The organism is Pyxidicoccus sp. M15, assembly GCF_056858435.1.
Genome location: NZ_CM166495.1, coordinates 9,837,801 through 9,861,768 on the forward strand (window position 1 = coordinate 9,837,801; position 23,968 = coordinate 9,861,768).

22 protein-coding genes are annotated in these 23,968 nt (G+C 71.1%); 14 read left to right on the top strand and 8 right to left on the bottom strand.

Going from position 1 to position 23,968, the window contains the following annotated elements; all coding sequences use genetic code 11:
• Positions 1 to 19 precede the first annotated feature (19 nt).
• Positions 20 to 757, bottom strand: coding sequence for an SDR family oxidoreductase (locus ACX9TP_RS36410; protein ID WP_482975253.1), 738 nt, complete (start codon positions 755 to 757; stop codon positions 20 to 22).
• 169 nt (positions 758 to 926) lie between these two features.
• Here ACX9TP_RS36410 and ACX9TP_RS36415 point away from each other — a divergent pair, with 169 nt between their 5' ends.
• On the top strand, positions 927 to 1,868 hold the full coding sequence (locus ACX9TP_RS36415) for an AraC family transcriptional regulator (RefSeq protein ID WP_482975254.1): 942 nt from the start codon (positions 927 to 929) through the stop codon (positions 1,866 to 1,868).
• Positions 1,869 to 1,891: 23 nt separating this feature from the next.
• Here the strand turns inward: ACX9TP_RS36415 and ACX9TP_RS36420 are convergent, their stop codons facing one another.
• Positions 1,892 to 2,092 carry a hypothetical protein gene (locus ACX9TP_RS36420; RefSeq protein WP_482975255.1) on the bottom strand — a complete coding sequence of 67 codons (201 nt, stop codon included), beginning with the start codon at positions 2,090 to 2,092 and terminating at the stop codon, positions 1,892 to 1,894.
• Between the two features lie 115 nt (positions 2,093 to 2,207).
• On the opposite strand from ACX9TP_RS36420, the gene ACX9TP_RS36425 reads away from it, so the two are divergent.
• Positions 2,208 to 3,164, top strand: a complete 957-nt coding sequence (locus tag ACX9TP_RS36425) for a LysR substrate-binding domain-containing protein (protein ID WP_482975256.1) — start codon at positions 2,208 to 2,210, stop codon at positions 3,162 to 3,164.
• Between the two features lie 127 nt (positions 3,165 to 3,291).
• The gene (locus ACX9TP_RS36430; protein WP_482975257.1) at positions 3,292 to 4,080 is read left to right on the top strand and encodes an SDR family NAD(P)-dependent oxidoreductase; all 789 of its coding nucleotides are present in this window, start codon (positions 3,292 to 3,294) and stop codon (positions 4,078 to 4,080) included.
• A gap of 65 nt (positions 4,081 to 4,145) precedes the next feature.
• Here the strand turns inward: ACX9TP_RS36430 and ACX9TP_RS36435 are convergent, their stop codons facing one another.
• On the bottom strand, positions 4,146 to 5,675 hold the full coding sequence (locus ACX9TP_RS36435) for a ricin-type beta-trefoil lectin domain protein (protein WP_482975258.1): 1,530 nt from the start codon (positions 5,673 to 5,675) through the stop codon (positions 4,146 to 4,148).
• 366 nt (positions 5,676 to 6,041) lie between these two features.
• On the opposite strand from ACX9TP_RS36435, the gene ACX9TP_RS36440 reads away from it, so the two are divergent.
• The 3 genes from ACX9TP_RS36440 (at position 6,042) to ACX9TP_RS36450 (ending at position 9,553) form a co-directional block, all read left to right on the top strand.
• The gene (locus tag ACX9TP_RS36440) at positions 6,042 to 7,052 is read left to right on the top strand and encodes an Ig-like domain-containing protein (protein ID WP_482975259.1); all 1,011 of its coding nucleotides are present in this window, start codon (positions 6,042 to 6,044) and stop codon (positions 7,050 to 7,052) included.
• A gap of 566 nt (positions 7,053 to 7,618) precedes the next feature.
• Entirely contained in the window at positions 7,619 to 8,971 is a 1,353-nt protein-coding gene (locus ACX9TP_RS36445) for an AHH domain-containing protein (RefSeq protein WP_482975260.1), read from the top strand.
• A gap of 12 nt (positions 8,972 to 8,983) precedes the next feature.
• Positions 8,984 to 9,553 carry an imm11 family protein gene (locus ACX9TP_RS36450; protein ID WP_482975261.1) on the top strand — a complete coding sequence of 190 codons (570 nt, stop codon included), beginning with the start codon at positions 8,984 to 8,986 and terminating at the stop codon, positions 9,551 to 9,553.
• Positions 9,554 to 9,665: 112 nt separating this feature from the next.
• On the opposite strand, the gene ACX9TP_RS36455 is transcribed toward ACX9TP_RS36450, so the two are convergent.
• On the bottom strand, positions 9,666 to 10,976 hold the full coding sequence (locus ACX9TP_RS36455; protein WP_482975262.1) for a M14 family metallopeptidase: 1,311 nt from the start codon (positions 10,974 to 10,976) through the stop codon (positions 9,666 to 9,668).
• Between the two features lie 158 nt (positions 10,977 to 11,134).
• Here ACX9TP_RS36455 and ACX9TP_RS36460 point away from each other — a divergent pair, with 158 nt between their 5' ends.
• Positions 11,135 to 11,845 (top strand): hypothetical protein, encoded by a 711-nt coding sequence (locus tag ACX9TP_RS36460; RefSeq protein ID WP_482975263.1) that lies wholly within the window; start codon positions 11,135 to 11,137, stop codon positions 11,843 to 11,845.
• 15 nt (positions 11,846 to 11,860) lie between these two features.
• Complete coding sequence (locus ACX9TP_RS36465; protein WP_482975264.1) at positions 11,861 to 12,367, top strand: ureidoglycolate lyase; 507 nt, start codon at positions 11,861 to 11,863, stop codon at positions 12,365 to 12,367.
• Here ACX9TP_RS36465 and ACX9TP_RS36470 read toward each other — a convergent pair.
• Both ACX9TP_RS36470 and ACX9TP_RS36475 read right to left on the bottom strand, forming a co-directional pair.
• Positions 12,346 to 13,026 (bottom strand): Type 1 glutamine amidotransferase-like domain-containing protein, encoded by a 681-nt coding sequence (locus ACX9TP_RS36470; RefSeq protein ID WP_482975265.1) that lies wholly within the window; start codon positions 13,024 to 13,026, stop codon positions 12,346 to 12,348. The genes ACX9TP_RS36465 and ACX9TP_RS36470 overlap by 22 nt on opposite strands.
• A 14-nt stretch (positions 13,027 to 13,040) precedes the next feature.
• On the bottom strand, positions 13,041 to 13,724 hold the full coding sequence (locus ACX9TP_RS36475; protein WP_482975266.1) for a fimbrial protein: 684 nt from the start codon (positions 13,722 to 13,724) through the stop codon (positions 13,041 to 13,043).
• Between the two features lie 68 nt (positions 13,725 to 13,792).
• Here ACX9TP_RS36475 and ACX9TP_RS36480 point away from each other — a divergent pair, with 68 nt between their 5' ends.
• The 5 genes from ACX9TP_RS36480 to ACX9TP_RS36500 all read left to right on the top strand — a co-directional run bounded on the left by ACX9TP_RS36480 (position 13,793) and on the right by ACX9TP_RS36500 (position 17,543).
• Positions 13,793 to 14,803, top strand: a complete 1,011-nt coding sequence (locus ACX9TP_RS36480; protein ID WP_482975267.1) for a DUF2157 domain-containing protein — start codon at positions 13,793 to 13,795, stop codon at positions 14,801 to 14,803.
• 1 nt (position 14,804) lies between these two features.
• A complete protein-coding gene (locus ACX9TP_RS36485; RefSeq protein WP_482975268.1) occupies positions 14,805 to 15,902 on the top strand; it encodes a DUF4401 domain-containing protein in 1,098 nt (365 codons plus the stop codon).
• On the top strand, positions 15,899 to 16,396 hold the full coding sequence (locus tag ACX9TP_RS36490; protein ID WP_482975269.1) for a GDYXXLXY domain-containing protein: 498 nt from the start codon (positions 15,899 to 15,901) through the stop codon (positions 16,394 to 16,396). Before ACX9TP_RS36485 ends, ACX9TP_RS36490 begins: the two co-directional genes overlap by 4 nt.
• 203 nt (positions 16,397 to 16,599) lie before the next feature.
• On the top strand, positions 16,600 to 16,740 hold the full coding sequence (locus ACX9TP_RS36495) for a hypothetical protein (protein WP_482975270.1): 141 nt from the start codon (positions 16,600 to 16,602) through the stop codon (positions 16,738 to 16,740).
• The gene (locus tag ACX9TP_RS36500; RefSeq protein ID WP_482975271.1) at positions 16,737 to 17,543 is read left to right on the top strand and encodes a biliverdin-producing heme oxygenase; all 807 of its coding nucleotides are present in this window, start codon (positions 16,737 to 16,739) and stop codon (positions 17,541 to 17,543) included. Before ACX9TP_RS36495 ends, ACX9TP_RS36500 begins: the two co-directional genes overlap by 4 nt.
• 1 nt (position 17,544) lies before the next feature.
• Here the strand turns inward: ACX9TP_RS36500 and ACX9TP_RS36505 are convergent, their stop codons facing one another.
• Both ACX9TP_RS36505 and ACX9TP_RS36510 read right to left on the bottom strand, forming a co-directional pair.
• Complete coding sequence (locus ACX9TP_RS36505) at positions 17,545 to 18,345, bottom strand: SDR family NAD(P)-dependent oxidoreductase (RefSeq protein ID WP_482975272.1); 801 nt, start codon at positions 18,343 to 18,345, stop codon at positions 17,545 to 17,547.
• A gap of 75 nt (positions 18,346 to 18,420) precedes the next feature.
• Entirely contained in the window at positions 18,421 to 20,169 is a 1,749-nt protein-coding gene (locus tag ACX9TP_RS36510) for a sigma-54-dependent transcriptional regulator (RefSeq protein WP_275899121.1), read from the bottom strand.
• Between the two features lie 417 nt (positions 20,170 to 20,586).
• Here ACX9TP_RS36510 and ACX9TP_RS36515 point away from each other — a divergent pair, with 417 nt between their 5' ends.
• Positions 20,587 to 23,952, top strand: coding sequence for a serine/threonine-protein kinase (locus tag ACX9TP_RS36515; RefSeq protein WP_482975273.1), 3,366 nt, complete (start codon positions 20,587 to 20,589; stop codon positions 23,950 to 23,952).
• Positions 23,953 to 23,968 lie beyond the last annotated feature (16 nt).

Below are 23,968 nucleotides of genomic sequence, written 5' to 3' on the forward strand. Positions count from 1 at the left end.
CTCCGCCGCCGGTCTCCGCTCAGTAGGGGCTGGCCGTCGGCCGGACGATGATTTCGCTGACGTCGACGTCGTCGGGCTGCTCCACGGCGAACGCGATGGCCCGGGCGATGGCGTCGGCGGAAATCGCAATCCGCCGGAACTCCTTCATCCCCTGCTGCGCCAGCGGGTCGGTGATGCTCTCGGCGAGCTCCGACTCGGTGACGCCGGGCGAAATCACCGTCACCCGGATGTCGCCTCCCACTTCCTGGCGAAGCCCCTCGGAGATGGCCATGACGGCGAACTTGGTCGCGCAGTACACGGCCGCCGTGGGCGACACCGCATGGCCGCCAATGGACGACACGTTGATGAACTGCCCGCGCCCCTGCTGCTTCATCACCGGCAGGCCCGCCGCGATGCCGTGCAGGACGCCCCGGATGTTCACATCAATCATCCGGTTCCACTCGTCGACCTTGAGCGCCTCCAGCTTCGACAGCGGCATGACCCCAGCGTTGTTGAGGATGACGTCCACGCGGCCGAGCTCCGTGCGCGCGGAGGTGATGAACGCCTCCATGTCCTCCAGGCGCGTCACGTCGAGCTTCCGGTAGCGGGCCGAGCCCCCTTCCGCGGTGATGGCCCGCGTGAGCGCCTCCAGCCGGTCCGTGCGCCGGGCGCCCAGCACCACGTGCGCTCCGCGCCGGGCCAGCAGGCGAGCCGCCGCCTCTCCGATTCCACTGCTCGCCCCGGTGATGGCAATGACCTTTCCTTCGATGCCAGACATACGTGCTCCCGTCGTGAGTGCTCCGGGGCGCGAGTGCCCCGTGATGGAGCCAGATGTAGAGACGGGAGGGCCTCGGCCGGTAGACCATTCCTGGCGGGCTCTGGCCTATTCCTCCAAGGAGCCCCGGAACCCGGGCCCCGCCCCCTGGGAATGAGTAGTCTGATACTCCATGGGAACGAGCGTGCGGGCAAAGCCTCCGGCAGGAGCCAACGAGCCGCTGGCCGAGCTGGTCTCGGTGTTGGAGCGGCACAGCCCGCACGACGGCATCCATGCGACGGACATCCCACGCGTGGTGCTCATCCGCGCCTCGCGTCCAGGTGAGCCCCTCATCGCGCTTCACCAGCCCGCGCTGTGCGTCGTCGCCCAGGGTGGCAAGCAGGTGATTCTGGGCGATGAGCTCTACCCATACGCGGCGCCGCAGCACCTCGTGGTGTCCGTGGACCTGCCCGTCTCCGGACAGGTGACGCAGGCCACGCCCCGCGAGCCCTACCTCTGCTTCCGCCTGGACCTGGACCCCGGCGAAATCGCCGACCTGATGCTGCACGCGAAGCGCCCCGAGGAGCCCCGGCGGAGCTCCTCCCGGGGCCTGTTCATCGGGGAGACCTCCCCGTCGTTATTGGACGCGGTGCTCCGCCTGGTGCGCCTGCTGGATACGCGCGAGGACATCCCCGCGCTGGCCCCGCTGGCCACGCGCGAGATTGTCTACCGCCTGCTCACGAGCGAGCACGGCTGGCGGCTGAAGCAGATTGCCACGGCCAACAGCCAGTCGCAGCGCATCGCCCGGGCCATCGGCTGGCTCAAGGCCCACTTCGCGGAGCCCCTGCGCATCGACGACGTCGCGCGCGAGGTCCACATGAGCACGTCCGCCCTGCACCACCACTTCAAGGCCGTCACGGCCATGAGCCCGCTGCAGTACCAGAAGCAACTGAGGCTCCAGGAGGCCCGCCGGCTCCTGCTCAGCGAGGACGTCGACGTGGCGACGGCGGGCTTCCGCGTGGGCTACGAGAGCCCCTCACAGTTCGGCCGCGAGTACCGCCGCCTCTTCGGCGCGCCCCCGGGGCGGGACCTGCAACGGCTGCGGCAGCTCGGGGAGGCACCGGCCGCCTCCTGACGCCGCCGCGGTGAAGCAGTCCTTCAGCAGCAACCTCCGGCCAGGCAGCCCGTTTCCGCGCTGACCGGCGCCGATTCCGGCACGGAGCGCGGTGCGGCCGCTCGCCTGCCATCCGTCGGGCGGGGCTCCGGCGCCCCGGCGCCACGGCCCCTCGGCTCGTCGTTGTCGCGCTCGACAGTGGTCAGGTAACCCTCCAACATCAACAGCCCCTTGTAGATGCTCATGTGCCGTCTCCCCAGGCGCTTCGTTGAACTGTCCTCAAGGTAGGGACATGCTCCTCAGGGAAAAAGCGATGATTTTGCAACCCTGTGTTGAACCTTCCTCAAGGCTCTGACCTCGATGCCCCGCCCGTCCTTGTACGCCCTGCAGGGCTTCGTGAGCGCCGCCCGCCACGGCAACCTGTCGCGCGCGGCGAAGTCGCTGCACCTCACCGTCAGCGCGCTGAGCCACCAGATTCGCGGCCTGGAGGAGCAGCTGGACCAGCGCCTCTTCGTGCGCAACGCGCGCGGCGTCGAGCTGACCGCCGACGGCCGTCGACTGTTCGAGCGCGTCGCCGAGCACCTCGATGCAATCGAACACGCCATGCGCCCCTACAGCGCCCGTCGCGATGACGTGCTGACGCTCACGCTGCTGCCCTCGCTGGCGACGAGCTGGCTGGTGCCGCGCCTGCCGCGCTTCGTCGCCCTCCACCCGCGGCTCGAAATCAACCTGCAGTCGAGCGTGGAGGTGGTGGACTTCGAGAAGGAGACGGACATCGATGCCGGACTGCGCTTCGGCCGTGGGCCCTGGCCGGCACTGCGCACCGTCCACCTGTTCGACGACTGGGTCACCCCGTCGGCGAGCCCGGCCCTCATCGAGCGGCTGGGGCGCCCCACCCTGCGGACCCTGGAGCGCTTTCCGCTGCTGGGCTCCGCCGCCACCTGGAGCCCGTGGTTCGAGCGCTTCGGCGGCACCCCACCCCGCCGCTTCGTCGCCAACTTCGACGACACGGAGACGCTGAACCGCGCCGCGGTGGAGGGGCTCGGCATCGCCCTGGGCCGGCTGACGCTGACCCGCCCGCTGGTGAAGGCGGGGATGCTCGTGCCGCTCTTCACCGAGTGCCTGAAGACAGACCGCGCGCACTACCTCGTATATCCGCAGCGCTCGGACGACCACGCGGGGCTCTCCGCGTTCCGCGAGTGGCTGCTCGACGAGGCCCGTAGCTACTCCGCGCAGGACTCGGCCTCCCCGCCGCCGGTGGAGGCCCCGGCTCCCTCAGGGAAGCCTGGAGCCCGCCGGAAGCCGGCCCGTGGGTAGCGGGCGCGTTACACGAAACAGGCGCAACCCCCGAGCGCCCGCTTCGCGTCGGTTTTGAATCGACGTCACAGGTGCTGTGCCCCAGAGAGGGTTGCAGGACGGCCCCGTCCGCGACACCTATGGGGACATGAACCTCCAACTCGACAACAAGCTGGCCCTCGTCACCGCCTCCACCGGCGGCATCGGTCGGGAAATCGCCACTGCCCTCGCCCGTGAGGGCGCCACGGTCATCATCAACGGCCGTACCCTGGCCAGCGTGGCGGGCGCCATCGCCGACATCCGCGCCCGCGTGCCGGGGGCAAAGCTGGAGAAGCTGGCGGCCGACAACGGCACCGCCGAGGGCACCGCGGAGACGCTCCGCCAGTTCCCCGCGGTGGACATCCTCATCAACAACCTCGGCATCTACGAAGCGGTGGCCTTCTTCGACGAGACGGACGAGGCCTGGCAGCGCCTGTTCGAGGTCAACATCCTGAGCGGGGTGCGGCTCGCCCGCCATTACCTCAAGGGGATGCTGGCGAAGAAGAGTGGGCGCGTGCTGTTCATCGCCAGCGAGGCGGCCATCAGCCCCTCACCGGAGATGGCCCACTACAGCGCGACGAAGACGATGCAGCTCTCCCTGTCGCGCAGCCTCGCGGAGCTGACCAAGGGCACGGCCGTCACGGTCAACACCATCATGCCGGGCTCGACGCGGACCGAAGGCGTCGCGAAGCTCGTCCAGGACATCTTCCCGGGCCTGCCGCTCGCCGAGGCGGAGAAGCGCTTCATGCGGGAGAACCGACCCACCTCGCTCATCGAGCGCCTCATCGACCCGAAGGAGGTGGCGGACTTCGTCACCTACGTGAGCAGCCCGCTCGCCTCCGCCATCAACGGGGCCGCCCTCCGCATCGACGGCGGCCTCGTGCGCAGCGTGTTCTGAAGCACGGGCCGGGGAAGAAGGCAGCGCCTCCCCCGGCCCGCGACGTCTTCACTCCGCCGCGACGCTCAGCGGTAGTCCCACTTCTGGTTCGCGCCGCCAGTGCAATCCCAGATGATGAGCCGGGCGCCGCTGGCCGAGTTCCAGTCCTTGATGTCCACGCACTTGTTGGCGAGCACGCTGACGAGGTCGCCCGCGCCGCTCAGCACGAACTGCTGGGCCGCGTTGCCATTGCAGTTGGCGAGCTGGATGGCCGTGCCGCTGGCCGTCGAAGCCCAGGCCACGTCCATGCACTTGCCGCCGGCCTGGAGCGTGCCGTTGACGAAGGTCCACTTCTGCGCGCTGGTGTTGTTGCAGTCCCACATCTGGAGTGGCACGCCGTCGGAGAAGTTGGAGTTGGGCACGTCGATGCACTTGCCATTGAAGCGCGAGACGAACGACGCCCCGCTGCTGCCGCCGCCCGTCGTGCGGAGCGTGAGGCGGTAGGTGTTGAGGATGGGGTTGATGGGCTGGAAGAACGTCTGGGGAGGGTTGCCGTTGGCGCACGTGCCCGCCACGCCGGACGTCACGCCCTGCGCCTGGTTGCCGGAGATGAACGAGCCACCGGAGTCACCGCCGTCCGCGCAGGCGTTGCTGCGGCTCAGGCCGTAGACGGGGCCGTTGGAGTAGTTGACCGTCACGTTCTTCGCGTCGAGCGTGCCGCACCGCCAGCCGGTGGTGTAGCCGGAGCGGCAGATGGAGGCGCCCAGCGGGGCCTCGTTCGAGCCCGCCACCGTCACGTTGCCGCCGTTGTAGTTGTAGACCCACGGCTGCGGCGTCCACGAGCCGTTGGTCGCCACCCAGCCGAAGTCGTTGCCCGGGAAGGTGGACGCCTGGATGGTGCCCAGCGCCACGCCGTTGTAGCCGGTGGTGGGCGTGCCCGCGCCGCCACAGTGTCCCGCGGTGACGAAGCCGCCATTCACCGCGAAGCCAATCGAACAGCGGGCATTGCTGAAGTAGTACGGGTCACCGCCGCGCACGTCATAGACGACGTGCGGCGCCTGCGTGGAGGGGAGGACGCGGATGGAGCCGTCCTTCGCCCCGCTGCTCGCGGCGATGAAGGCGTCCGCGCGGAGCTTCGTCCCGCTGGACGCGTCCGCATAGACGACGACGGTGTTGGTGGGCAGGTCGACGTACCAGGAGTGGATGGCGGGCGAGAGCTCCTTCACGTTGCCGTCCAGCTCCGCCTTCACGCGCTCCAGCTGAGCCTGGCTGCGGGCCACGCGCTGGGGCCGCGCCCCCGCGAGGCGCGCCTTCGCCGCGCTGGCCTCGTCGGTGACACCGACGATGAGCTGGCCCCCTTCCGCGTCGAGCCACGCGCCGCCGAACTTCGCGCCGAGCTGCTGGCGCAGGCTCTGCTCCAGCTGGGGCGCTTTCGCCTCGAAGGCGAGCCGGCGGTGAACCTGCTCCTCGGTGAGGCCCAGGTCACGCCGCATCGCGGAGACGATTTCCGGCGACACGTCCTGCGCGGCCTCGGCGGACGTCGGAATGCCAGCCACGGCGGCCAAGCCGGCGAACATCGCCGTCACGGAGGAGAGCCAATCGAACTTTCGGGTCATGGTTTGGAGGAATCAGCCCAGGGCAGAGGCAGACGCCAGGGTGAGGGGGTTCCCCTGCTCGTGGGCATTGAGGGTGTCCCTGGCGTTTCGGGTTTTCCCTGAGCAGGGGACATGCCAGCCCTCTCGCGGCACGTGAGGAACGGTGCGGCAGAGGGGCGCGGGCCTTCGCGCCGGGCCTCCACGCGTCCGGAGGGTGGTAACTCGAGAGACCAGCTGGTCACACGGGTTACCACCCACCCAGGGGTACCGGGGTTACAGGAGTTACCATCCTGCCGGGGGCTGCGGGGGCTCCGGGTGTTGTGGCAACGTGAAACCCTCGCATCTCGGCGGGCGAATCCACGCCCGGAGGTGAGAGGGGGAACATCCATGCTCGGACTCAAGCGTCTTCCCATCGTCGCCCTCATGCTCGCGCTCGTCGCCGGCTGCAGCCCGGAGTCGTCCACGGGCTCGGTGCAGTTCGTCGTCGCTACTCAGGAGTTCGCGGCCAACGGCAGCGCCGTCACCCGCATCCAGGTCACCGTGTCCGGCCCGGACTTCGCCAGCTTCAGCCAGGACCTGGTGAAGACGAACGGGACCTGGGGCGGCACCCTCAGCGGCATTCCCGCGGGCACCGGCCGGAGCTTCCTCGCCACCGGCTTCAGCTCCCAGGGTGGGCGCATCTTCGAGGGCCAGGCGACCGACGTCACCATCGTCTCGGGTGAGACGGCGCTGGTGGCCGTCACGCTGCAGGACCTGAGCGTCCCTGTGACGCCGCCCAACGACGTGCCCATCATCGACTCGGTGACGGTGTCGTCCACCACGGTGGAGGCGGGCGGGCAGCTCACGCTGAGCGCCACGGCGCATGACCCCGCGGTAAACGACACGCTGTCCTACGCCTGGACGGCCAGCGCGGGCTCGCTGAGCAGCGCGAACACCGCCAACACCGTCTGGACGGCGCCGTCCACGGCGCAGACCGTCACCCTCACGCTGACCGTCCGCGACGTGCGCGGTGGCGTCAGCACCGCCCGGGTGAGCGTGGAGGTCGTGGCCGCGACGCCCGTGGGGGGCAGCGCCACCATCCAGGTGAGCTTCAACACCCCGCCGCTCGTGGGCGCGGTGACGGCGACCGAGGGCCGCGTGCGGCTCGGGCAGGACACCACGCTGACCGCCAACGTCGTGGACGTGGACTTCGAGCCGGTGACGTACCAGTGGACCGCGACCTGCGCGGGCACCTTCTCCACGCCCAACTCCCAGGGCTCGCGCTTCACTCCGTCCGCGCTGCCCGCCGGTGCCTGCAACAACTGCAGCGTCACCATGACGGCCAGGGACGGCCACGGCGGGCAGGGCTCCGCCACCCTGAACCTGTGCGTGGTGCCGGCCGGCTCGTACGCGCCGTAGTACGACGGAAGGGAAGCCGTGGCGGAGCGGCTGCTCCGCCACGGGACCCGCCGGGACGAGGCGCGGTGCCTCATCCCGCACTGCCGAGGCGAGGATGGCGCAGAGGCTGTGAATCTTCCGGATGAGGAGCGCAGACCCGGTTGCAGGCGGACAACCCCACGTGCGGCACTGGGGTGTCACCTGTAGCGCCCTTGTTGCGTTGCACCCGCTTCCACGCTTCCCACAGGACGTCACTCCGGTGGATTCGGTCCAACAGCGCGTGGAAGCGGCGCACCTTCTGCTGCTTGGCTGCGACGTAGAGCTTCCTCTGGAGTCGTCGGACTTTCTCGTCCGGTCCTGGCCAGACGGGGTGGTTGGGTCCGGTGGTCCGGACCATGCCCTCGCCCTAACCTCCCGCTCAAGCATCACCAAGGCGCTGGAACGGTGCAGCATGGCACGCCCTCTTCGTTGGGACTCCCAGGCGGACCTGCGGCTGCGCCTTCACGACGCACCATGGATGTCAGGATAGACTATTATTTCTGGATACGGCCCCTCCGCGTACGGAAGGCCGTATCCAGGGAGTTCCGATGCGCTTGCGCCGGGCCGTGCCGCTGTTGCTGCTGCTGGCCGTGGCGGGTTGCTCGACAGTCCGGGTGGTACGCCTGGACACGGGAGACGGGGCGCTTCTGCTTCACACGCCGCGCGAGGACGAAGGCGCCGGCCCGGTGGAACTGGACGAAGACGACTTCCAGGAGGCCGTCGCGGAGTTGGCCCGCGACGTGCGCCCCTTCGCCAATCCGCTGCGAGAGGCCCGGCAACTGTTCGGCGTCCCAAAGCGAGGCGGCGTGTACTGGTACGAGGGGCACGGCCACCGTCTCATCCCGGTGGCCGAAGACACGGACGCTGACGGCCCTCGCCTTCTGGCGTCCTACGCCGACGAGGCGCTGACGCGTGACTATGGCCAATGGTGCGAGCGCAAGCGCCAGCCCGGAGATTGCCTCCACCTGCTGGGCGAGGGGCCCTTGCTGGCCAGCGATGGCAGGTATGCGCTCGCGATGGCCATCGCCATGGATTCGGTGTGGGAGGAGACAGCCAAGGCCTTGAGGGACATCGCGGACCCTCGCGCCCTGCAGGCCACCGTCACGGCCTCCGTCAGCATGTACCTGCTGCTGTGGGCACTCCCCGAGCCGCTGAGCAAGGGCCTGGCGGCCCTGCTGACGGCCACCGCCATTGCCTATCTGGGTGTCGACACGGTGTGGCGGCTGCTGGACGGGTGGGTTTCGCTGGTGCGTGAGGTGGACCAGGCCACCACCTTCGAGCAGCTCAGCGCCGCAGGCGAGGCGTACGGCGAGGTGCTGGGAGAGAACGCGGCGCGCGTGTTCATCATGCTGGCCACCGCCGCCATCGGCAACACCGCCGGGCTCGCGGCAAAGGCCGCGAGGCTGCCCGGCTCCGCCCAGGCGGCGCTCGCCGTCGAGTCCCAGGCGGGCTACCAGTTCGTTTCAATTGGAAGCGTGCGCTCGGTGGCCATGGCGGCGGACGGCTTCACCGTCGCGCTCGCCCCCAACGCCGTGGTCATGGCGGAGCGGGGCATGAGCGGCACGGGCCGCCCCCAGAAGCACCACCTCGCCACCATCCGCAACGAGAAGTCCACCGCGCGCGGGGGGCCCTGGACGCCTCGGTTCCGGGACATCTTCAAGAAGGCGGGAATGGAGCTGAAAGACCCTGAGAACGTCGTCCCCATCGAGGGACACAAGGGGCCGCATCCACAGGACTACCATGCGCTGGTCTTCAGACGGCTGAGCGATGCCACGGAGGGCTGCCGCAAGATTCTGGAGTGTAGAAAACTACTGACGGATGCTCTCCAGGAACTGGCGCAGGAAGCAGTCACGAGAGGAACGGACATCAACAAGCTCCTGACCCAAAGAAAGCGGCGCTAGAAGCACGACACCATGCCAGCTCGATTCTTCGACCTCTCCGAGAATGTCAAAACCGGCAACTGGTACCTGGGAGACGCGTTGGACGAGCGCGGCCAGGAAGTGGACGACCCCTGGATGTTCAGGGCAGGACGGCCTCTCCGTGTCGAAAGCCGACTGAGCATCCCCATTGGTGAACCTGGGAAGCCATTGGACTTCTCACTGGCTGGCGTAGGGGTGACGCCTGTCGTCCATGTCCGGGTGGCCTCGCTCTTCACAGAGCTGGCCCCCAATGACGTGCAACTCATCCCGGTGGACATCAAGGGGCATCCGGACCAATACCTCATCCTGGTTGCCACGAAGCTCATTCGCTGCATTGATGAGAAGGCATCCTCGGAGGTGCGGTACTGGACGCCAGAGCACGGGCGGCCAGAGCGAGTGGGCGAGTATCGCTCCGTGTCCGGCATGCGGATCGACGGCACGAAAGCAGGCAACGCCAGGGTGTTCCGCGCGTGGGGATGGAAGATTCCCCTCATCGTCTCCGAGGACATCAAGTCAGCGCTGGAGCGCGCGAAGGTCACGGGCGTGCGGTTCACGGAGGTGTAGACGGAGCCGAACCAGCGACCTTGCGCATCGACTGGCTCATGTCGGCACCGCGCCATGGCGCTCTTGAGAGCCCGGAGCGTGGTCCGCATCCGCTCCGAGTCCGCGTACCGGATTAGTCGTGGTCGAAGCGGATGATGCGCTCGACGCGATAGGTGGACGCCGGCGTCAGCGGCTTCAGCAACATCAGCGCCCCGGACTGACCCAGCTCCACCACGTCCTTCTCGGGCTTCTCCAGGCGCAGCGTGTCGCCCACCTTCGCGGCGTGCCCCGCCAGCGGCACGGCGAACAGTCCCCGTCCGGCCACCGACTCGACGGCGCCCAGGACGCGCAGGTCGCCCAGCTCCTCCACCTTCCCGACGTGCACGAGCGAGAGCTGCCCGCCCTGCTTGCGCACCTCGCGCGTGACGGCGATGCCCACGTCCGCGGTGAAGGGCTTTCCGTCCGCGCCGAACAGGCCCACGTCCTGGAGCAGGACCTGCACCAGCCCCGAGCCCAGGTTCTCCGGGATGGAGTCGTAGCGCGCGACGTCCGCCTCCGCGGCCTTTCCCGTGGCCAGCGCGTCCAGCGCCGTCGCCAGCGCGACGAAGTTGAGGCGCACCAGCGGCTCGTCCGGCGGCAGCGAGGTCCACGCCCCCGTCTCGATGAGCACGGAGGGCGTCCCCCAGCGCGTCATGTTGTCGCCGAAGGCACGCTGCTCGAAGGAGTCGTCGTAGCGCCCCACCTGCCCCGGCGCGAGCGTCTCCACCGCGTCGCGAATCACCGCGCACACCTTCTTCGCCAGCAGCCGGCCCGGGTTGTCGCTGCGCTTCTCGTCGAAGGCCGCCGCGAGCAGCGAGATGGACGCCGGGCGCCCCGTGCGGCCCACCGCGTGGCGCCAGCTCTGGTTGTGGAGGTTGAAGCCGATGAAGGGCTTGAGCCTGTCCCGCAAGCCCTTGAGCGCCCGAGCCTCCGGCGTCTGGAGCGCGAGCGCATCGCGGTTGATGTCGATGCCCTGGGCGTTGCGACGCTGGAAGCGCTCGGCGCCGTCGGGGTTGAGCAGGGGCACCGCGTGGAGGGTGAGCTCGGTGAGCATCCGCGCCACCCAGGGCTCCTGGCGGTGCGTGCGGACGTACTCGAAGAAGTCCAGCAGGGCCGAGGTGGCGGTGGGCTCGTCGCCGTGCATCTGCGACCAGAGCAGGACGTGCCGCGCGCCCGTGCCCAGGGACAGGTGGTACAGCGCGCGGCCCTCCACCGAGTGCCCCACCACCTCCAACTGGAAGAGGTCCGGGGCGCGCTCGCGCAGGGCCTTCAGGTGCTTCTCCACGTCGCCGTGCCGCACCAGCGGGGCCACGGGGAGCGCCTTCGAGTGCACCTCCGGCCACAGCGCCGCGAGCGCCTTCGGAGGGGGAATCGCCTGGGTGGGGACGGCGGGAGGAGGGCTCATGGGAGTCCGGGAAGGTGAGGCGCCCAGTAGCAGGAGGGAGGACAGCAGGAGCAGGAAGCGTCGCGGCCGGGAGTTCTGTCTGACGGAGTCCATCACCGTGTCCTTGTGTCCCCGGATGCTATCAGCCGCGCCCCCGGGTTGAGGCAAGATGCACGCTCATGGAAAAGCCGCGAGAGCCCGCCCGTCATTTCACCCAACAAGAGGCCGAGCTCATCCTGCGACGCGCTGCGCACCTCGGCACGCGCGAGGCCCCGGCCGAGCTGAGCCTCGAGGAGCTGGAGCGCATCGCCGCGGACGCCGGCATCTCGCCGGAGAACATCCGCCGCGCCGCCGAGTCCCTGGAGGCCCCGGCCACCCTCGCGACGAAGAGCCTCTTCTTCGGTGAGTCCCTGTCGGTCCATCTGGAGCGCACCCTGTCCGTGCAGCTCACGCCGAAGAGCCTCGAAAGACTGGCCCTGATGATGAATGACCTGGTGGGCGGAAAGGGCACCGTCTTGCATTTCCAGGATGAACAGCGGCTGACCTGGACACGGAAGGAAGAGAATGGCTCGCTCCCGGAGAAAGTCGCCATCTGGAGCAGCGGCGGGCGCCTGCGCGTGGAGCTGACGGCCTCGCAGGGCGGCCTCGCGGGCGGGCTGTATGGCGGCGTCTGGGGAGGCGTGGGTGGCGGCCTCGGCATTCCCCTCGGGACACTCACCGCCATCTTCACCTCCTCGGTCTTCACGGGACTCGGCGTGTTCTTCGGTGTCGCCGCGGGCGGCTACACGCTGGCCCGGGTCCTCTTCACGAGCGCCGCGCGCAACCGGCGCGCCCGGTGGGAGCACCAGCTGCGGACCCTCTGCGAGCACATCACCGGACTGGGCACCTAGGGAGCGAGACGGACCATGCGAGCGCCACTTCGAGCACAACCCCTCACCCGCGAGGCCTTCGCTCCCTTCGGGGACGTCATCGGCCTGGACCTCTCCGGTGGCTCCAGCGCCAACCAGGGCACCGCCACCCGGTTCGACAGGGTGGCCCGACTCGGCGGCAGCCGGGAGCAGGCCCAGCCCAACCTCGCGGTGTTCCGCTCGGTGGCGAAGACGCTGCCCTTCGAGGTGCGCCTGCTGGAGCGTCACCCGTGCTCGTCGCAGATGTTCGTGGCGCTGAAGTGCCAGCGCTTCCTCGTCGTCGTGTGCCCGGACGATGCGCGCGGCGAGCCGGACCTGTCGCAGCTGCGCGCCTTCGTGTGTGGCCCGGGCCAGGGCGTGAATTACCGCCCGGGACTCTGGCACCACCCCATCATCGCGCTCGACGGGCCGGCGGACCTGCTGATGCTGGCGTGGGAGGACGGCACGGCGCTCGACTGCGAGGAGCGTCCCCTCCCCGAGCCCTACCTCGTCACCAGCGACTGACGGAGCAGCTCGCCTTCATTGTGGAAGGCGGTCACCGGGTGGCGCACGGGCTCCAGCGTTCCATCCGGGTGGACGAGGGCGCCGCCTCCCAGCGGGATGCCGATTCCACGCGCCCCAGGGCCCGCGGCCCGCATGGCGCGCTTCAGCTCCTTCCACTCCGGTGCCTCGTGGACGCCGACGATGAAGGGCGCCAGGCCCAGGACGGGGAACAGGGCCAGCTCGCCAGGAGGCGGGTCCTCGCGCCAGGCCCGTGCGCCGAGCTGCATCGCGCCCGCGGAGATGCCCATGAGGATGGCGCCCTCGCGGTAGCGCTCGCGGAGCAGCGGCTCCACGCCGTTGCGCTGGAAGGTCTCCCAGCCCAGGAGCGGGTCTCCTCCCGCCAGCAGGATGACGTGCGCACGCGCGAGCCAGGCGAGGTCCTCGTCCGAGGGCCGTGAGGGAATCATCCGGCAGTGGGAGATGCCCGCCAGCGCCATGGCGCCGGTGAAGATTTCGTAGAAGGAAGGCTCGTCGCCGTTGGATGCGCCCAGGTACGCGGCCCGGAGCGGAGCGTCCGCTGGCAGCCACGTGGAGAGACAGGCCAGGTACGGCCGGCCCCCATCGCGCCAGTACAGGAGCGAGCTGTCCGCGAGCAGGAAGAGTGGCTTGAGGGCGGGCATGGGGCGTCCACTCCTCACGAGCGCGTGTCGTCCACGAAGTGCAGGGGCTCGCCGGGCTCGGAGGCCTCACCGTCCTCGGCCTGGAGGTCCAGCGGCCCGGTGGAGATGACCCAGACATCCAGCGTCTCGTCTTCGTCCGTGTTCCCCACGCACGCCATCGTGATGTTGCAGTCGGGGCATGTCCCGGAGACGCCGAGCCGCGCCTTCACCGGCGCGGGAAGCGCTTCCAGGCTGACGGCGCGGGACTCATCGAAACGGTAGGTATCCACGCCAATCGCCACCGCCCCCTCGGGCGTCTCGCTCCGCTCCGTGTCGCGGAGCTCCATGGGCCCCTGGCCGGTGAAGTACGCGTAGCGATTGCTCCGCTCGGGCGCGAAGCCCACCTCGGAGAAGACCGGCGAGTAGGTCCGCTTGTCCATGAAGTGGTACCGCTGCGCCGTGTGCCAGCCCTTCAGGTTCGACCTGCACTCCGCCGCGCGGGCGCGCTGGCCGAACCGGACGAAGTTGGGAATCGTGATGGCGGCGACCGCGCCGATGCACGGACAGGCCAGCAGCCCGAGCGCGAGGAAGAACCACTTCCGATTGATGCGGGACGGAGCCGTCGTCACGTTGCCACACGGGCAGGTGATGAGGGTGCCCGGCGCGAGCCCCGTCGCGTCGAGAGGCCGGTCGCACTTCGGGCATTCCACGGTCGCCATCGGGCGCGCTCCCCTTCCTTCGTGTCCGGCAAGGTTACCCCGGCCCCTGGGACGGCTACACTGCCCCCGTGCCGAAAGACCTGCTCGACCTGGATGCGACGCCCGAGCGCCTGCGCGCGCTCGCGGACGCCGGAGTCCTTCCGCCCGCCGCGCTCGAGCGCGCGCTGCACCTGTCCGTGGCCTCGCCGCCCCGTGCGGAGTGGCGGAGCTTCCTGTCCACCACCCTGATGGCCCTGGGCACGCTGCTGGTGCTCTCCGGCGTCATCTACTTCTTCGCGTACAACTGGGCGGCCCTGCACCGCTTCGGGAAGCTGGGCCTCATCGCCGCCGCGCTCGTCGGCACCGCGGTGGGCGCGTGGCGGCTGGGGGAAGGGCTCGCCGGCCAGCTCTCGCTGCTGGCCTCGGCGGTGCTCGTGGGAGCGCTGCTCGCCGTGTACGGGCAGGCCTACCAGACGGGCGCGGACCCGTATGAGCTGTTCGTCGGCTGGGCGGTGCTCATCCTCCCGTGGGTGCTCCTGGCCCGCTTCGCGCCGCTGTGGATGTTCCTGGTCCTGCTGGTGAACACGGGCATCGTCCTCTTCTGGGGGCAGGTGCTCGACGGCGACGAGGACACCGCCGCGTGGCTCGCGGTGGTGCTGGGCCTGCTCAACGGCTTCGCGTGGGCCACGTACGAGCACTTCGCCAACGCGGGCCTGTCCTGGCTCCAGGGGCGGTGGGTGCCGCGCGGGCTCGCGGTGATGACGGTGGGCCCGCTCCTGGCGGCGGCGGTGGCCTTCATCGTTGCGCCGTCGGAGGTGGGGCCGGGGGCCGGCGTGGCGCTGCTGCTCGTGCTGGGCTCGCTGGCGGCGGAGTACGCGCTGCACCGCCACCTGCGCGGCGAGCTGTTCCTGCTCACCCTGGGCGTGCTGTCCGCGATGACGCTCGCCACCACGTGGGTGGGCCGCCTGCTCATCGTGGATACGGGCGTGGACGAGCTCAGCCTCTTCATCCTGCCCTTCGTCATCATCGGCGAGGTGGCGCTCGCGGTGTGGTGGCTGCGCAACGAAGCCCGGGCCACGGGCGCCGCGGAGGAGGCCTGACATGGCGCGCCCCACACTGCAGGACGTCCTGAATGGCCTCCAGGCCGAGGGCCACCTGGCTCCCGACGCCGGGGAGCGGGCCCGCACCGCCATGGAGGTGTACCGCCGCACCGACGTGGCCACGCCCTGGTTCGTGAAGGCGCTCGCCGGCTTCGGCGCCTGGGTGGCCGCGGCGTTCCTCCTGAGCTTCTTCGGCTGTGTCGGGCTCTGGCAGGAGGAGCTGCTGCTGGCCTTCCTCGGGCTCATCATCGGCGGCGGCGCCACGCTGCTGCGGCGGAGCACCCGGGGGGCCTTCATGGAGCAGCTCGCCCTGGCGCTGTGCCTCGCCGGAATCGCCATGGTGCAGACGGGCATCGCGGTGATGACGGAGAGCGAAATCGCGCCGGCCGTCATCCAGCTCGTGCTGGGCGCGGTGCTGCTCGTCCTCTTCCCGGACGCCATCCTCCGCTTCCTCATGGCCCTGGGCATGGCGGGAGCGGCGGTGTACCTGCTCTGGAAGGGGCTGGGCGAACTGGGCATGCAGGTGGGGCTGCTCGGCTGCGCCGTGCTCGTCCACTGGCTCCTCCTGGAGCAGGCCCGGCTGCGGCGCGGGCGCTGGGGTGAGCTGGTGGGCCCGGCGGGCTTCGCGCTGGCCTGCGGCCTCATGGGCGCGCTGCTGTCGCTCAGCTTCCTCGGCGCGCTCCTCCGCGAGCTGGGCGAGCACGGCATCTCCACACCGGATGCGGTGCTCACGCTGGGGCTGACGGCGCTGACGCTGTACACCGCGTGGCGGGTGATGCGGGAGCTGGGGCTGGAGGCGTCGGGGGTGGCGGGCGCGGCGGTGTTCGTCGCGCTGGGCCTGACGGCGCTGATGACGCTCCACACGCCCGCCGTCATCGCCGCGGTGGGGATGCTGGTGCTCGCCTTCCACCGGCGCTCGACGGTGCTGCTGGGGCTGGCCGTGGCGTTCCTGCTCGCGGCGGGCGGCTGGTACTACTACGACCTGGGGCTCACACTGCTGGCCAAGGCGCTCGCGCTGACGGGCAGCGGGCTGGTGTTCCTGGGCTTGAGGTTGTTCCTCCTGCGGCGCTTCCCCGCCGCGGCGGCGGAGGTGCGGTGATGCGCGCGGCGGTCATCTTCGGCGGGCTGGTGCTCGCGCTGGGAGCCCCCGCGGGGCTCGTCATCCAGAAGGAACATGTGCTGTCCACCGGCCGCACCGTGCTGCTGGAGCTGGCGCCCAGGGACCCGCGCTCGCTGATACAGGGCGACTACATGGTGCTCGACTACGCCATCAGCCGCGAGCGGAGCGAGGACCTGGCGCAGCGCCCGCGCGACGGAAACCTCGTGCTGCGCCTGGACGAACAGGGCGTGGGGCGCTTCGTGCGCTTCGACACGCCGGAGACGCCGCTGGCGCCGGAAGAGTTCAAGCTGCGCTACCGCGTCCGTCAGGAGCGCGTGCGCCTGGGCGCGGAGTCCTTCTTCTTCCAGGAGGGCCACGCGGACCGGTACGAACAAGCGCGCTACGGCGAACTGCGCGTGGCGGGCAGCGGCGCCAGCGTGCTCGTGGGCCTGCGCGACGAGCAGCGCGCCCCCATGGGCCACGACGCCCGGTAGCCCACCCTTCCGCAGACGCAACACGATGACCCTTGCCCTCGGCGAAGACTTCGTGCATCATATTGTTGATATCGATAATCAAAATCAAAATCAAGGAAGGCACGATGCTCGGACAGGGATGCTGCAGAACGGTGCTGGCGCGAGGTCCGTGTGCGGAGGTGACGCGGTGCTCCTGTGGGCACATCCACCTGGCGATGGGGCCGGTGACCCTCCGTGTCGAGGAGGACGTGCTCCGGGCCATCGGCTTGACGGTGGCCGAGGCGCTCCAGCAGCTCGGCGAGCGGGAAGGCTCCACCGTGGAGACGGCGGAGCCCGTGCTCACCTCCGGCGGGTGGAAGCAGTGAGCGCCACCGGCTCCCTGCGGCTGCCCCGGACGGAGCTGTCCGCGCGCGTGCGCCGCCTGACGGACGTGGAGGCCGCCGCGCCCGCGCGCGAGCCCGTCACGGCCCCGCTGTCCGTGCTGCTGGAGGAAGGGACGGCGAAGGCGCGCCAGCAGACGGAGCGCTCGCTGTTCCTCCAGACGCTCTTCGAGGATGCGTGGGAGGGCGGCGTCTACGGCCAGTTCGTCCGGGCACAGCACTACGTCAGCTACCTGCGCCAGCTCCACTACCTCTACTCCGCCTTCGAGGCCCTGCTGCCGCGCGTGGTGGACACGCCGCTGACGCCGGTGCTGCTGCTGCCGGAGCTGCGCCGCGCGGACGCGCTGGAGGCGGACCTCGCCTACTTCTGCGGCGAGACGCGCTCGGACGCCTTCGCCTGCCTGGAGGCCCGCCTGCACGCGCAGCGCCTGCGCGAAATCGCCGGGGACGCGCCGCACCTGCTCGTGGCCCACGCGTATGCGCGGTGCATGCTGGACGTCTTCACGGCGACGGCCCGGGCCCGGAGCATCTCGCAGGCCTTCGAGCTGGAGGACGGCCGGGGCACCCTCTTCTACGGCGCGCCCACCGCGCCGGAGCTGGCGGCCTTCCGCGTCCGCCTCCACTCCCGCATCGACGGGCTGGAGCTGGACGCGGACGAGGTCCAGGAAGTCGTGCAGGAGGCCCGCATGGCCTTCCGCCTCCATGCGCTCGTGTGCGACGAGCTGGCCCGGGGCGCGCCCGGAATCACGGCGCGGGGTGGCGGCGCGGCGCCCTGCCCTCCGCGCTGAGCTACTTCGGAGGGTTCAGCGTGTCCCAGTAGCTGTGCAGCCCGCGCAGGTGGGTGCCCCCGTCGACGGCGAGGGTGTCCCCCGTCATCCACGCCGAGTCCTCGCTGCACAGGAAGGCGACGGCCCCGGCGATGTCCTCCACCGTGCCGCACGGCTTGCCCAGCGGCGTGCGGGAGAGGAACTCGCGTCCCATGTCGCCCTCGAAGAAGGGCTGCGACAGGGGCGTGCGGACGCCGCCCGGCGCCACGACGTTGACGCGGATGCCGTGCCTCCCCAGCTCCGAGGCGGCGACCTTCGAGAGGTTCGCCAGCCCGGCCTTGGAGGCGCAGTAGTGCGCGAGCCCGTCCGTCACCGCCGTCTGGTTCAGCGAGGAGATGTTCACCACCGCGCCGGGCCGCTTCGCCGCGATGAGCGCGCGGGCGAACGCCTTCATGAACAGGAAGGGCCCCTTGAGATTCACGTCGATGACGTGCTCGAAGTCCGCCTCGGACATGTCGACGAGCGGGGACAGCGTCACCGTGCCGGCGTTGTTCACCAGGATGCCCGGCTGCCCCAGCTCGCGCGTGGCCACGTCCAGCGCCCGGGCCACGTCGTCCGCGCGGCACACGTCCCCGGCCACGGGGACGGCCCGAGCGCGGCCCTCCGCGGCGCGGTTGAGCTGCTCGGCGGCCTCGTCCAGCTTCGCCTGCGTCCGGCCGAAGAGGAGCACGCTGGCCCCGTCCCGCATCAGCCGCGAGGCGATGCCCAGCCCGATGCCCTGCCCCGCGCCCGTCACGATGGCGCTGTCCGAAATGAGCTTCATGGGTTCCTCCATCCCGTGGGTGTGGCGTCCATGCCTCAACGCCACCGGAACGGAGTATTCCCGAACTCCCCCGCGTCAGTCCGCCTCGGCCTCCGTCAGCAGGTCGGCGAAGGGAGACGCGTCCTCGCCCAGGGCCTTGTAGAGCGACTCCACCTTCTCCAGCTCGCGCTTGAGCGCCTTGTGGTGGTTGCGGTTCTTCACCAGGCTCTCGCGGCCCAGCAGGCGGAAGCCCTCGTCGCGGCCCACCTGGCGGATGGCCATGCCCAGCACCAGCCCGCGGAAGGCGTCCGCGAGGTCCAAGTCGAGCGGGGCGTTGCGCTTGCGCGCCTCGGCGACGAAGGCCTGCGCCGCCGCGCGCAGCGCCTCCGGCAGCGGCTTGCCGCCCGGGGCCTGCTCGTAGTCGAGCGCGCGGGCCACGTGCTTCTCCTGAAGCACCAGCTCCCCGGTGGGCGTGGTCTGCTCCACCATGGCCAGCGTGTAGGCGCGGCGGACGATGTTGTCGAGCTGCCGCAGGTTGCCCGGCCAGTTGCCGCCCACCAGCAGCCGCTCCGCCTCCTGCGTCAGCCGCGCGCTGCCCTCGGGGGAGCGCTCGCGGTGCCGCCGGTTGACCATGTACCGCCCCCACATGGGGATTTCGTCCGTGCGCTCCTGCAAGGCGGGCATGCGCACCGGCAGCACGTTGACGCGGTAGTAGAGGTCCTCGCGGAAGCGGCCCGCGCGCACCTCGGCGTGCAGGTCCGCGTTGGTGCCGATGATGAAGCGCACGTCCGCCTGGCGCTCACCGGTGCCCTCGCCCAGCGGCCGGTAGCTGCGCGACTCCAGGAGGTGCAGCAGGCCCGCCTGCGCCTTGAGTGACAATTTGTCGATTTCGTCGATGAACAGCGTGCCACCGTCCGCCCGCGCCACGCTGCCCGGCGCGTCGCGCACCGCCCCGGTGAAGGCGCCCTTCTTCCAGCCGAAGAGCTCCGCCATCTGGAGGTCCTCGGGCACCGTCACCAAATCCAAGGTCTCGAAGGGCTTGCCCCGGCGGTTGGAGCGCTCGTGGCACCAGCGCGCCAGCCGAGACTTGCCCGCGCCGGTGGCGCCGCTGATGAGGATGGTCTCATCCTGCAGCGCGAAGACGCGGAGGATGGGCAGCAGCTCCGCCATGGAGCGGCCCACCACCGGGAGGAACTCGTCCACCTCCGGCGTGGCCACCGGGCGCTGCGGCAGCCCGGCGAGGTACGGCGCGGCGACGTCCGCGAGCAGCTGCAGCTTGTCCCCCGCCGACAGCCAGACGAACTCCTGGCCCATGGCGGCGAGGCAGTCCGCCTCCAGGGAAATCATCCCCTCGATGCTGCCGCCCGGCGTGCGCAGGGGCAGCACGCACACGTGCGTGGCGTGGCGCCCGAGGAAGCGCTGCCGGCTCTCGTTGCTGTGGAAGCCCGCCAGGCCCGGGTCCCCCGTCACCGGGGCGTTGGGCGCGTGCGGCTGCACCGTGCCCACGTTGACGTCGATGGACACCGCGCACCGGTGCTCCACCACCGCGCGCCACGCCGTGGCGGAGGTGAAGAAGGGCGTCCCCACACTCGCATCCGTAATCTCAGAGGCCCCTACATCCAGCGCGGCCAGGCGACGGTAGGCCTCGCCGGGGCGGAGGTGGACGATTCCGCGGAGCACGCGGGCCCGGGCTGCGTACCGACTGGACGCAACGGCTTCCTGGGCCAGGGCCAGCATCCGGCGAAGCGTGGCCGCCGCGGCGGTCTCGAAGTCCTTCGCCCCCCGCAATGCGGTCAGGAGCTGCGCCATCTCGTCATGCATCCACTCGCCTCCGTCCGGAGCCATCCGAGCCACCCCTCTCAGGGCCGCTTCGGAAGAAGGACAGAAGTGTAGCGGAGATGGAGATGAAGAACGCGGAAGGAGCGGCCCCTCCTTCCGCGTTCTCGGACCTCCATGACGGCGGGGCGCCCCGGTTTCCCGTGGCGCCACGCCAATTCCTCTTGCGGACTTCGTGCCAACCACCCTGTTTTCAGTGTTTTCAGGGAGTTGACCCGAAAGGGGCTCCAAAGCGGCCCCGGGACGCGTCCGGGCGGGACGCGAGCGCGTCCTGACGGAACGCGCGTGCGTTCCAGGCGGACGCAGCGGGGGTCGCCCGGTATGCTCCGCCCCCCTATGACGGCTCCAGCGTGGCTCCACTCCCTGCCAGGGGTGGGGGCGACCATCGGTCCCTACCGGCTCCAGGAGGTGCTGGGACAGGGCGGCATGGGCGTCGTCTACCGGGGGGAGCACCCGGAGACGGGCGAGGCGGTGGCGGTCAAGACTGTCAGGGCCGCCTCCGAGGTGCCGCTGGCGAGCATCCGCCGGGAGATTCACGCGCTGCGTCGGCTGCGGCACCCGGGGGTGGTGCGAATCGTGGCGGAGGGCGTGGCGGACGGGCTGCCCTGGTACGCCATGGAGCTCTTGCGCGGGCAGACGCTGCGCGGCGCCAGCGCGGGGCAGGAGGCGGGCCCGGTGGCGCCCGAGCGGCTGCGCGCCGTGCTCACCCTGGTGCGGCGGATGTGCGCGCCGCTGGCCTTCCTGCACGCCAACGGCCTCGTCCACAGGGACCTCAAGCCGGAGAATGTCTTCCTGCGCCCGGACGGCACGCCGGTGCTGGTGGACTTCGGCATCGCCGCGCGCTTCGGCGGCTCGCGGGGCCGCGAGACGCTGGACGTGGGCGGCGCGGTGGTGGGCAGCGACGCGTACATGGCCCCGGAGCAGCTGCGCGGCGGCTTCGTGGACGCGCGCGCGGACCTCTACGCGCTGGGCTGCATCTTCTATGAATTGCTCACCGGCCGGCCGCCCTTCGTCCCGGGCCGGGAGGGGCCGGTGCCGCACCAGCACCTGCACGTGGCGCCGGTGCCCCCGTCGCGGCGGGTGGAGGGCCTGCCGGACGGCGTGGACGCGCTGGCGCTGCGGCTGCTGGCGAAGAAGCCCCCGGAGCGGCCGGGCTACGCGGAGGACGTGGCGGCGGCGCTGGACGCGCTCGGCGCGGAAGGCGGCGGCGACGGCGGCGCGGTGCCCCGGACGCCGGCCTACCTCTACCGGCCGGACCTGGCCGGACGCGGCGGCGAATTGGGGCGCCTCATGGACGTGCTGGACGCGGCCTCGCGAGGCCAGGGCGGGCGTGTGTTCCTGGGCGGGGAGAGCGGCGCGGGCAAGACGCGGCTGGCGCTGGAGCTGGCGTCCGAGGCCACGTGGCGGCGCATGGCGGTGGTGACGGGCGAGTGCGTGCCGCTGGATGCCGGGGGCGCGGACGTCCACGCCGCGCCGCTGCAGCCGCTGCGCCCGCTGCTCTTGGCGGTGGCGGACCGGTGCAACGAGCGGGGCGCGGCGGAGGCGGACCGGCTCCTGGGGCCGCGCGGGCGCGTGCTCGCCGCGTACGAGCCGTCCCTCCCGCAGCTTCCCGGCCAGCAGGAGCAGCCCGAGCCCCCGCCCCTTCCGGCCCCCGAGGCCCGCGCCCGCGTGCTGGCGGCGCTGCGCGACACGCTGCGGGCCTTCGCGCAGGTGCAGCCGCTGCTGCTGGTGCTGGATGATTTGCAGTGGGCGGACGACCTGACGCTGAGCTTCCTGCAGGAGCTGGGCGCCGAGCACCTCGCGTCGCGGCCGGTGCTGCTGGTGGGCACGTACCGGATGGACGAGATGGGCGCGGCCCTGCGCACGCTCGTGGGCGCGCCGGACGCGGTGCGCGTGGAGGTGGGGCGGCTGGACGCGGCGAGCGCCGGGGAGATGGTGCGCGGCATGCTGGCGCTGCGCGAGGTGCCCGCGCCCTTCGTGGACTCGCTGGTGCGGGAGACGAGCGGCAACCCCTTCTTCATCGCCGAGTACCTGCGCGCCGCCATCGACGCGGGCCTGCTCTTCCGCGCCCCTTCCGGCGAGTGGCTCTTCGAGGCGGGCGGCAGCACCGCGCACCGCCCGCTGCCCCTGCCGGGCAGCATCGTCGAGCTCATCGAGCGGCGGCTGGCCGACCTGGGCGCGGATGCACGCGCGCTGGCGGAAGCAGCCTCGGTGCTGGGACGCGAGCAGGATGCCGAATTGCTGCTGACCATCGCCGCGCTGACGCAGGCCGCGGAGCCGGAGGCGGTGGAGGAGTTGCGCCGCCGGCAGGTGCTGGAGGAGTCCGGCAGCGGGCGTCTGCGCTTCGTGCACGACAAGCTGCGCGAGGTGGCCTACGCACGCATCCCCGCCGCGCCCCGCCAGGCGCTGCACCTGCGCTCGGCGGAGCTGCTGGAGCGCCGGTACGCGGGCACGCCGGAGGTGGAGCGTCACGCCGCGGCGCTGGGCCACCACTGGTCCCGCGCGGGCAGGCCCGGCCGCGCCAGCGGCTGGCTCACCCGCGCGGGTGACAGGGCCCGGGCCGCGTACGCCAACGGCGAGGCCATTGCATTCTACGAGGCCGCGCTGCGCGAGGCGGCGGCGGCGTCCACGCAGGACGCGAGCGCGTTCCCGGGGAACGCGGCGGCGAGGCAGGAGCTGGCGCTGGAGCACGTCTGGGAGGCACTGGGCGAGGTGCTGGCCCTCACCGGGCGGCAGGCCGAGGCGCGCACGGCCTTCATGGAGGCCCTGGCACGCATTCCGCAAAGTGCGCGCGTCCGTCGCGCCAACGTGCTGCGGAAGGTGGGCAAGGCCTTGCAGACGCACCATCTGAACGAGGAGGCGCTGCGCGTCTACGCGCGCGCGGAGGCCGAGCTCGGCCCCGCGCCGGACGCGGCCTCCCCGGAGTCCGAGGCGTCCGAGGCCTGGTGGCACGAGTGGGTGCAGCTCCAGGGCGAGCGAATCACGGTGCACTACTGGCTGGCGCAGCTCGACGCGATGAAGGCGCTGGTGGACGGCGTGCGGCCCGTGGTGCAGGAGCACGGCTCGCCGCTCCAGCGCGCGCGCTTCTTCAACTCCCTGGTGCAGATGCAACTGCGTAGCGAGCGCTACCAGGCCTCCGCGGAGACGGTGGCGCACGCGCGGGCCTACACGGACGCGGCGCTGGAGGCGGGCGGCGACCTGGAGCGCGCGGGAGCGCGGTGCGTGCTGGCCTCGGTGCTGCTCTTCCACGGCGCGCTGGAGGAGGCCCAGGCGGGCATGGAGCTGTCGCTGCGCGAGGCGGAGCGGCTGGGAGACGTGACGCTGCAGACGCGCTGCCTCACGTACCTCACCGTCATCCTCCGGCTGCGCGGGCACGTGGACGCGGCGCGCGAGGCCGCCGGGCGCAGCCTGGAGGTGGCCTCCACCGCGCGCATGGCGGACTACGTGGGGGCGGCGCACGCCAACCGGGCGTGGGTGGCCCTGCGCTCGGCGGACGGCCCGGCCGCGCGCGAGGCCGGCTCGGAAGCGCTGCGGCTGTGGCAGCCCCTGTCGCTCGTCTACCCCTTCCAGTGGCTGGCGCACTGGCCGCTGCTGGCGGTGGAGCTGGCGGACGGCCGCGTGCCCGAAGCACTGGGCCACGCCCGCGCCATGCTGGCATCGAGCCAGCAGCGGCTGCCGGACGCGCTCTTCGCGCCCCTGACCGCGGCGCTGGCGGCGGAGGCGGACACCGCCTCCGCGCGCGAGCACCTCCTGGTGGCGAGCGACGCCGCTCGGCGGCTCGGCTACCTGTGACGGTTTCGACTTCCGT

What these genes read in the sequence shown, in the direction of transcription:
- ACX9TP_RS36455 (WP_482975262.1), bottom strand. Translation starts at nt 10,976, where the DNA reads ATGAGCCCTCCTCCCGCCGTCCCCACCCAGGCGATTCCCCCTCCGAAG.
- ACX9TP_RS36425 (WP_482975256.1), top strand. Translation starts at nt 2,208, where the DNA reads ATGCCCCGCCCGTCCTTGTACGCCCTGCAGGGCTTCGTGAGCGCCGCC.
- ACX9TP_RS36510 (WP_275899121.1), bottom strand. Translation starts at nt 20,169, where the DNA reads ATGGCTCCGGACGGAGGCGAGTGGATGCATGACGAGATGGCGCAGCTC.
- ACX9TP_RS36450 (WP_482975261.1), top strand. Translation starts at nt 8,984, where the DNA reads ATGCCAGCTCGATTCTTCGACCTCTCCGAGAATGTCAAAACCGGCAAC.
- ACX9TP_RS36475 (WP_482975266.1), bottom strand. Translation starts at nt 13,724, where the DNA reads ATGGCGACCGTGGAATGCCCGAAGTGCGACCGGCCTCTCGACGCGACG.
- ACX9TP_RS36470 (WP_482975265.1), bottom strand. Translation starts at nt 13,026, where the DNA reads ATGCCCGCCCTCAAGCCACTCTTCCTGCTCGCGGACAGCTCGCTCCTG.
- ACX9TP_RS36440 (WP_482975259.1), top strand. Translation starts at nt 6,042, where the DNA reads ATGCTCGGACTCAAGCGTCTTCCCATCGTCGCCCTCATGCTCGCGCTC.
- ACX9TP_RS36515 (WP_482975273.1), top strand. Translation starts at nt 20,587, where the DNA reads ATGGGCGTCGTCTACCGGGGGGAGCACCCGGAGACGGGCGAGGCGGTG.
- ACX9TP_RS36420 (WP_482975255.1), bottom strand. Translation starts at nt 2,092, where the DNA reads ATGAGCATCTACAAGGGGCTGTTGATGTTGGAGGGTTACCTGACCACT.
- ACX9TP_RS36415 (WP_482975254.1), top strand. Translation starts at nt 927, where the DNA reads ATGGGAACGAGCGTGCGGGCAAAGCCTCCGGCAGGAGCCAACGAGCCG.
- ACX9TP_RS36430 (WP_482975257.1), top strand. Translation starts at nt 3,292, where the DNA reads ATGAACCTCCAACTCGACAACAAGCTGGCCCTCGTCACCGCCTCCACC.
- ACX9TP_RS36505 (WP_482975272.1), bottom strand. Translation starts at nt 18,345, where the DNA reads ATGAAGCTCATTTCGGACAGCGCCATCGTGACGGGCGCGGGGCAGGGC.
- ACX9TP_RS36445 (WP_482975260.1), top strand. Translation starts at nt 7,619, where the DNA reads ATGCGCTTGCGCCGGGCCGTGCCGCTGTTGCTGCTGCTGGCCGTGGCG.
- ACX9TP_RS36410 (WP_482975253.1), bottom strand. Translation starts at nt 757, where the DNA reads ATGTCTGGCATCGAAGGAAAGGTCATTGCCATCACCGGGGCGAGCAGT.
- ACX9TP_RS36485 (WP_482975268.1), top strand. Translation starts at nt 14,805, where the DNA reads ATGGCGCGCCCCACACTGCAGGACGTCCTGAATGGCCTCCAGGCCGAG.
- ACX9TP_RS36460 (WP_482975263.1), top strand. Translation starts at nt 11,135, where the DNA reads ATGGAAAAGCCGCGAGAGCCCGCCCGTCATTTCACCCAACAAGAGGCC.
- ACX9TP_RS36435 (WP_482975258.1), bottom strand. Translation starts at nt 5,675, where the DNA reads ATGACCCGAAAGTTCGATTGGCTCTCCTCCGTGACGGCGATGTTCGCC.
- ACX9TP_RS36465 (WP_482975264.1), top strand. Translation starts at nt 11,861, where the DNA reads ATGCGAGCGCCACTTCGAGCACAACCCCTCACCCGCGAGGCCTTCGCT.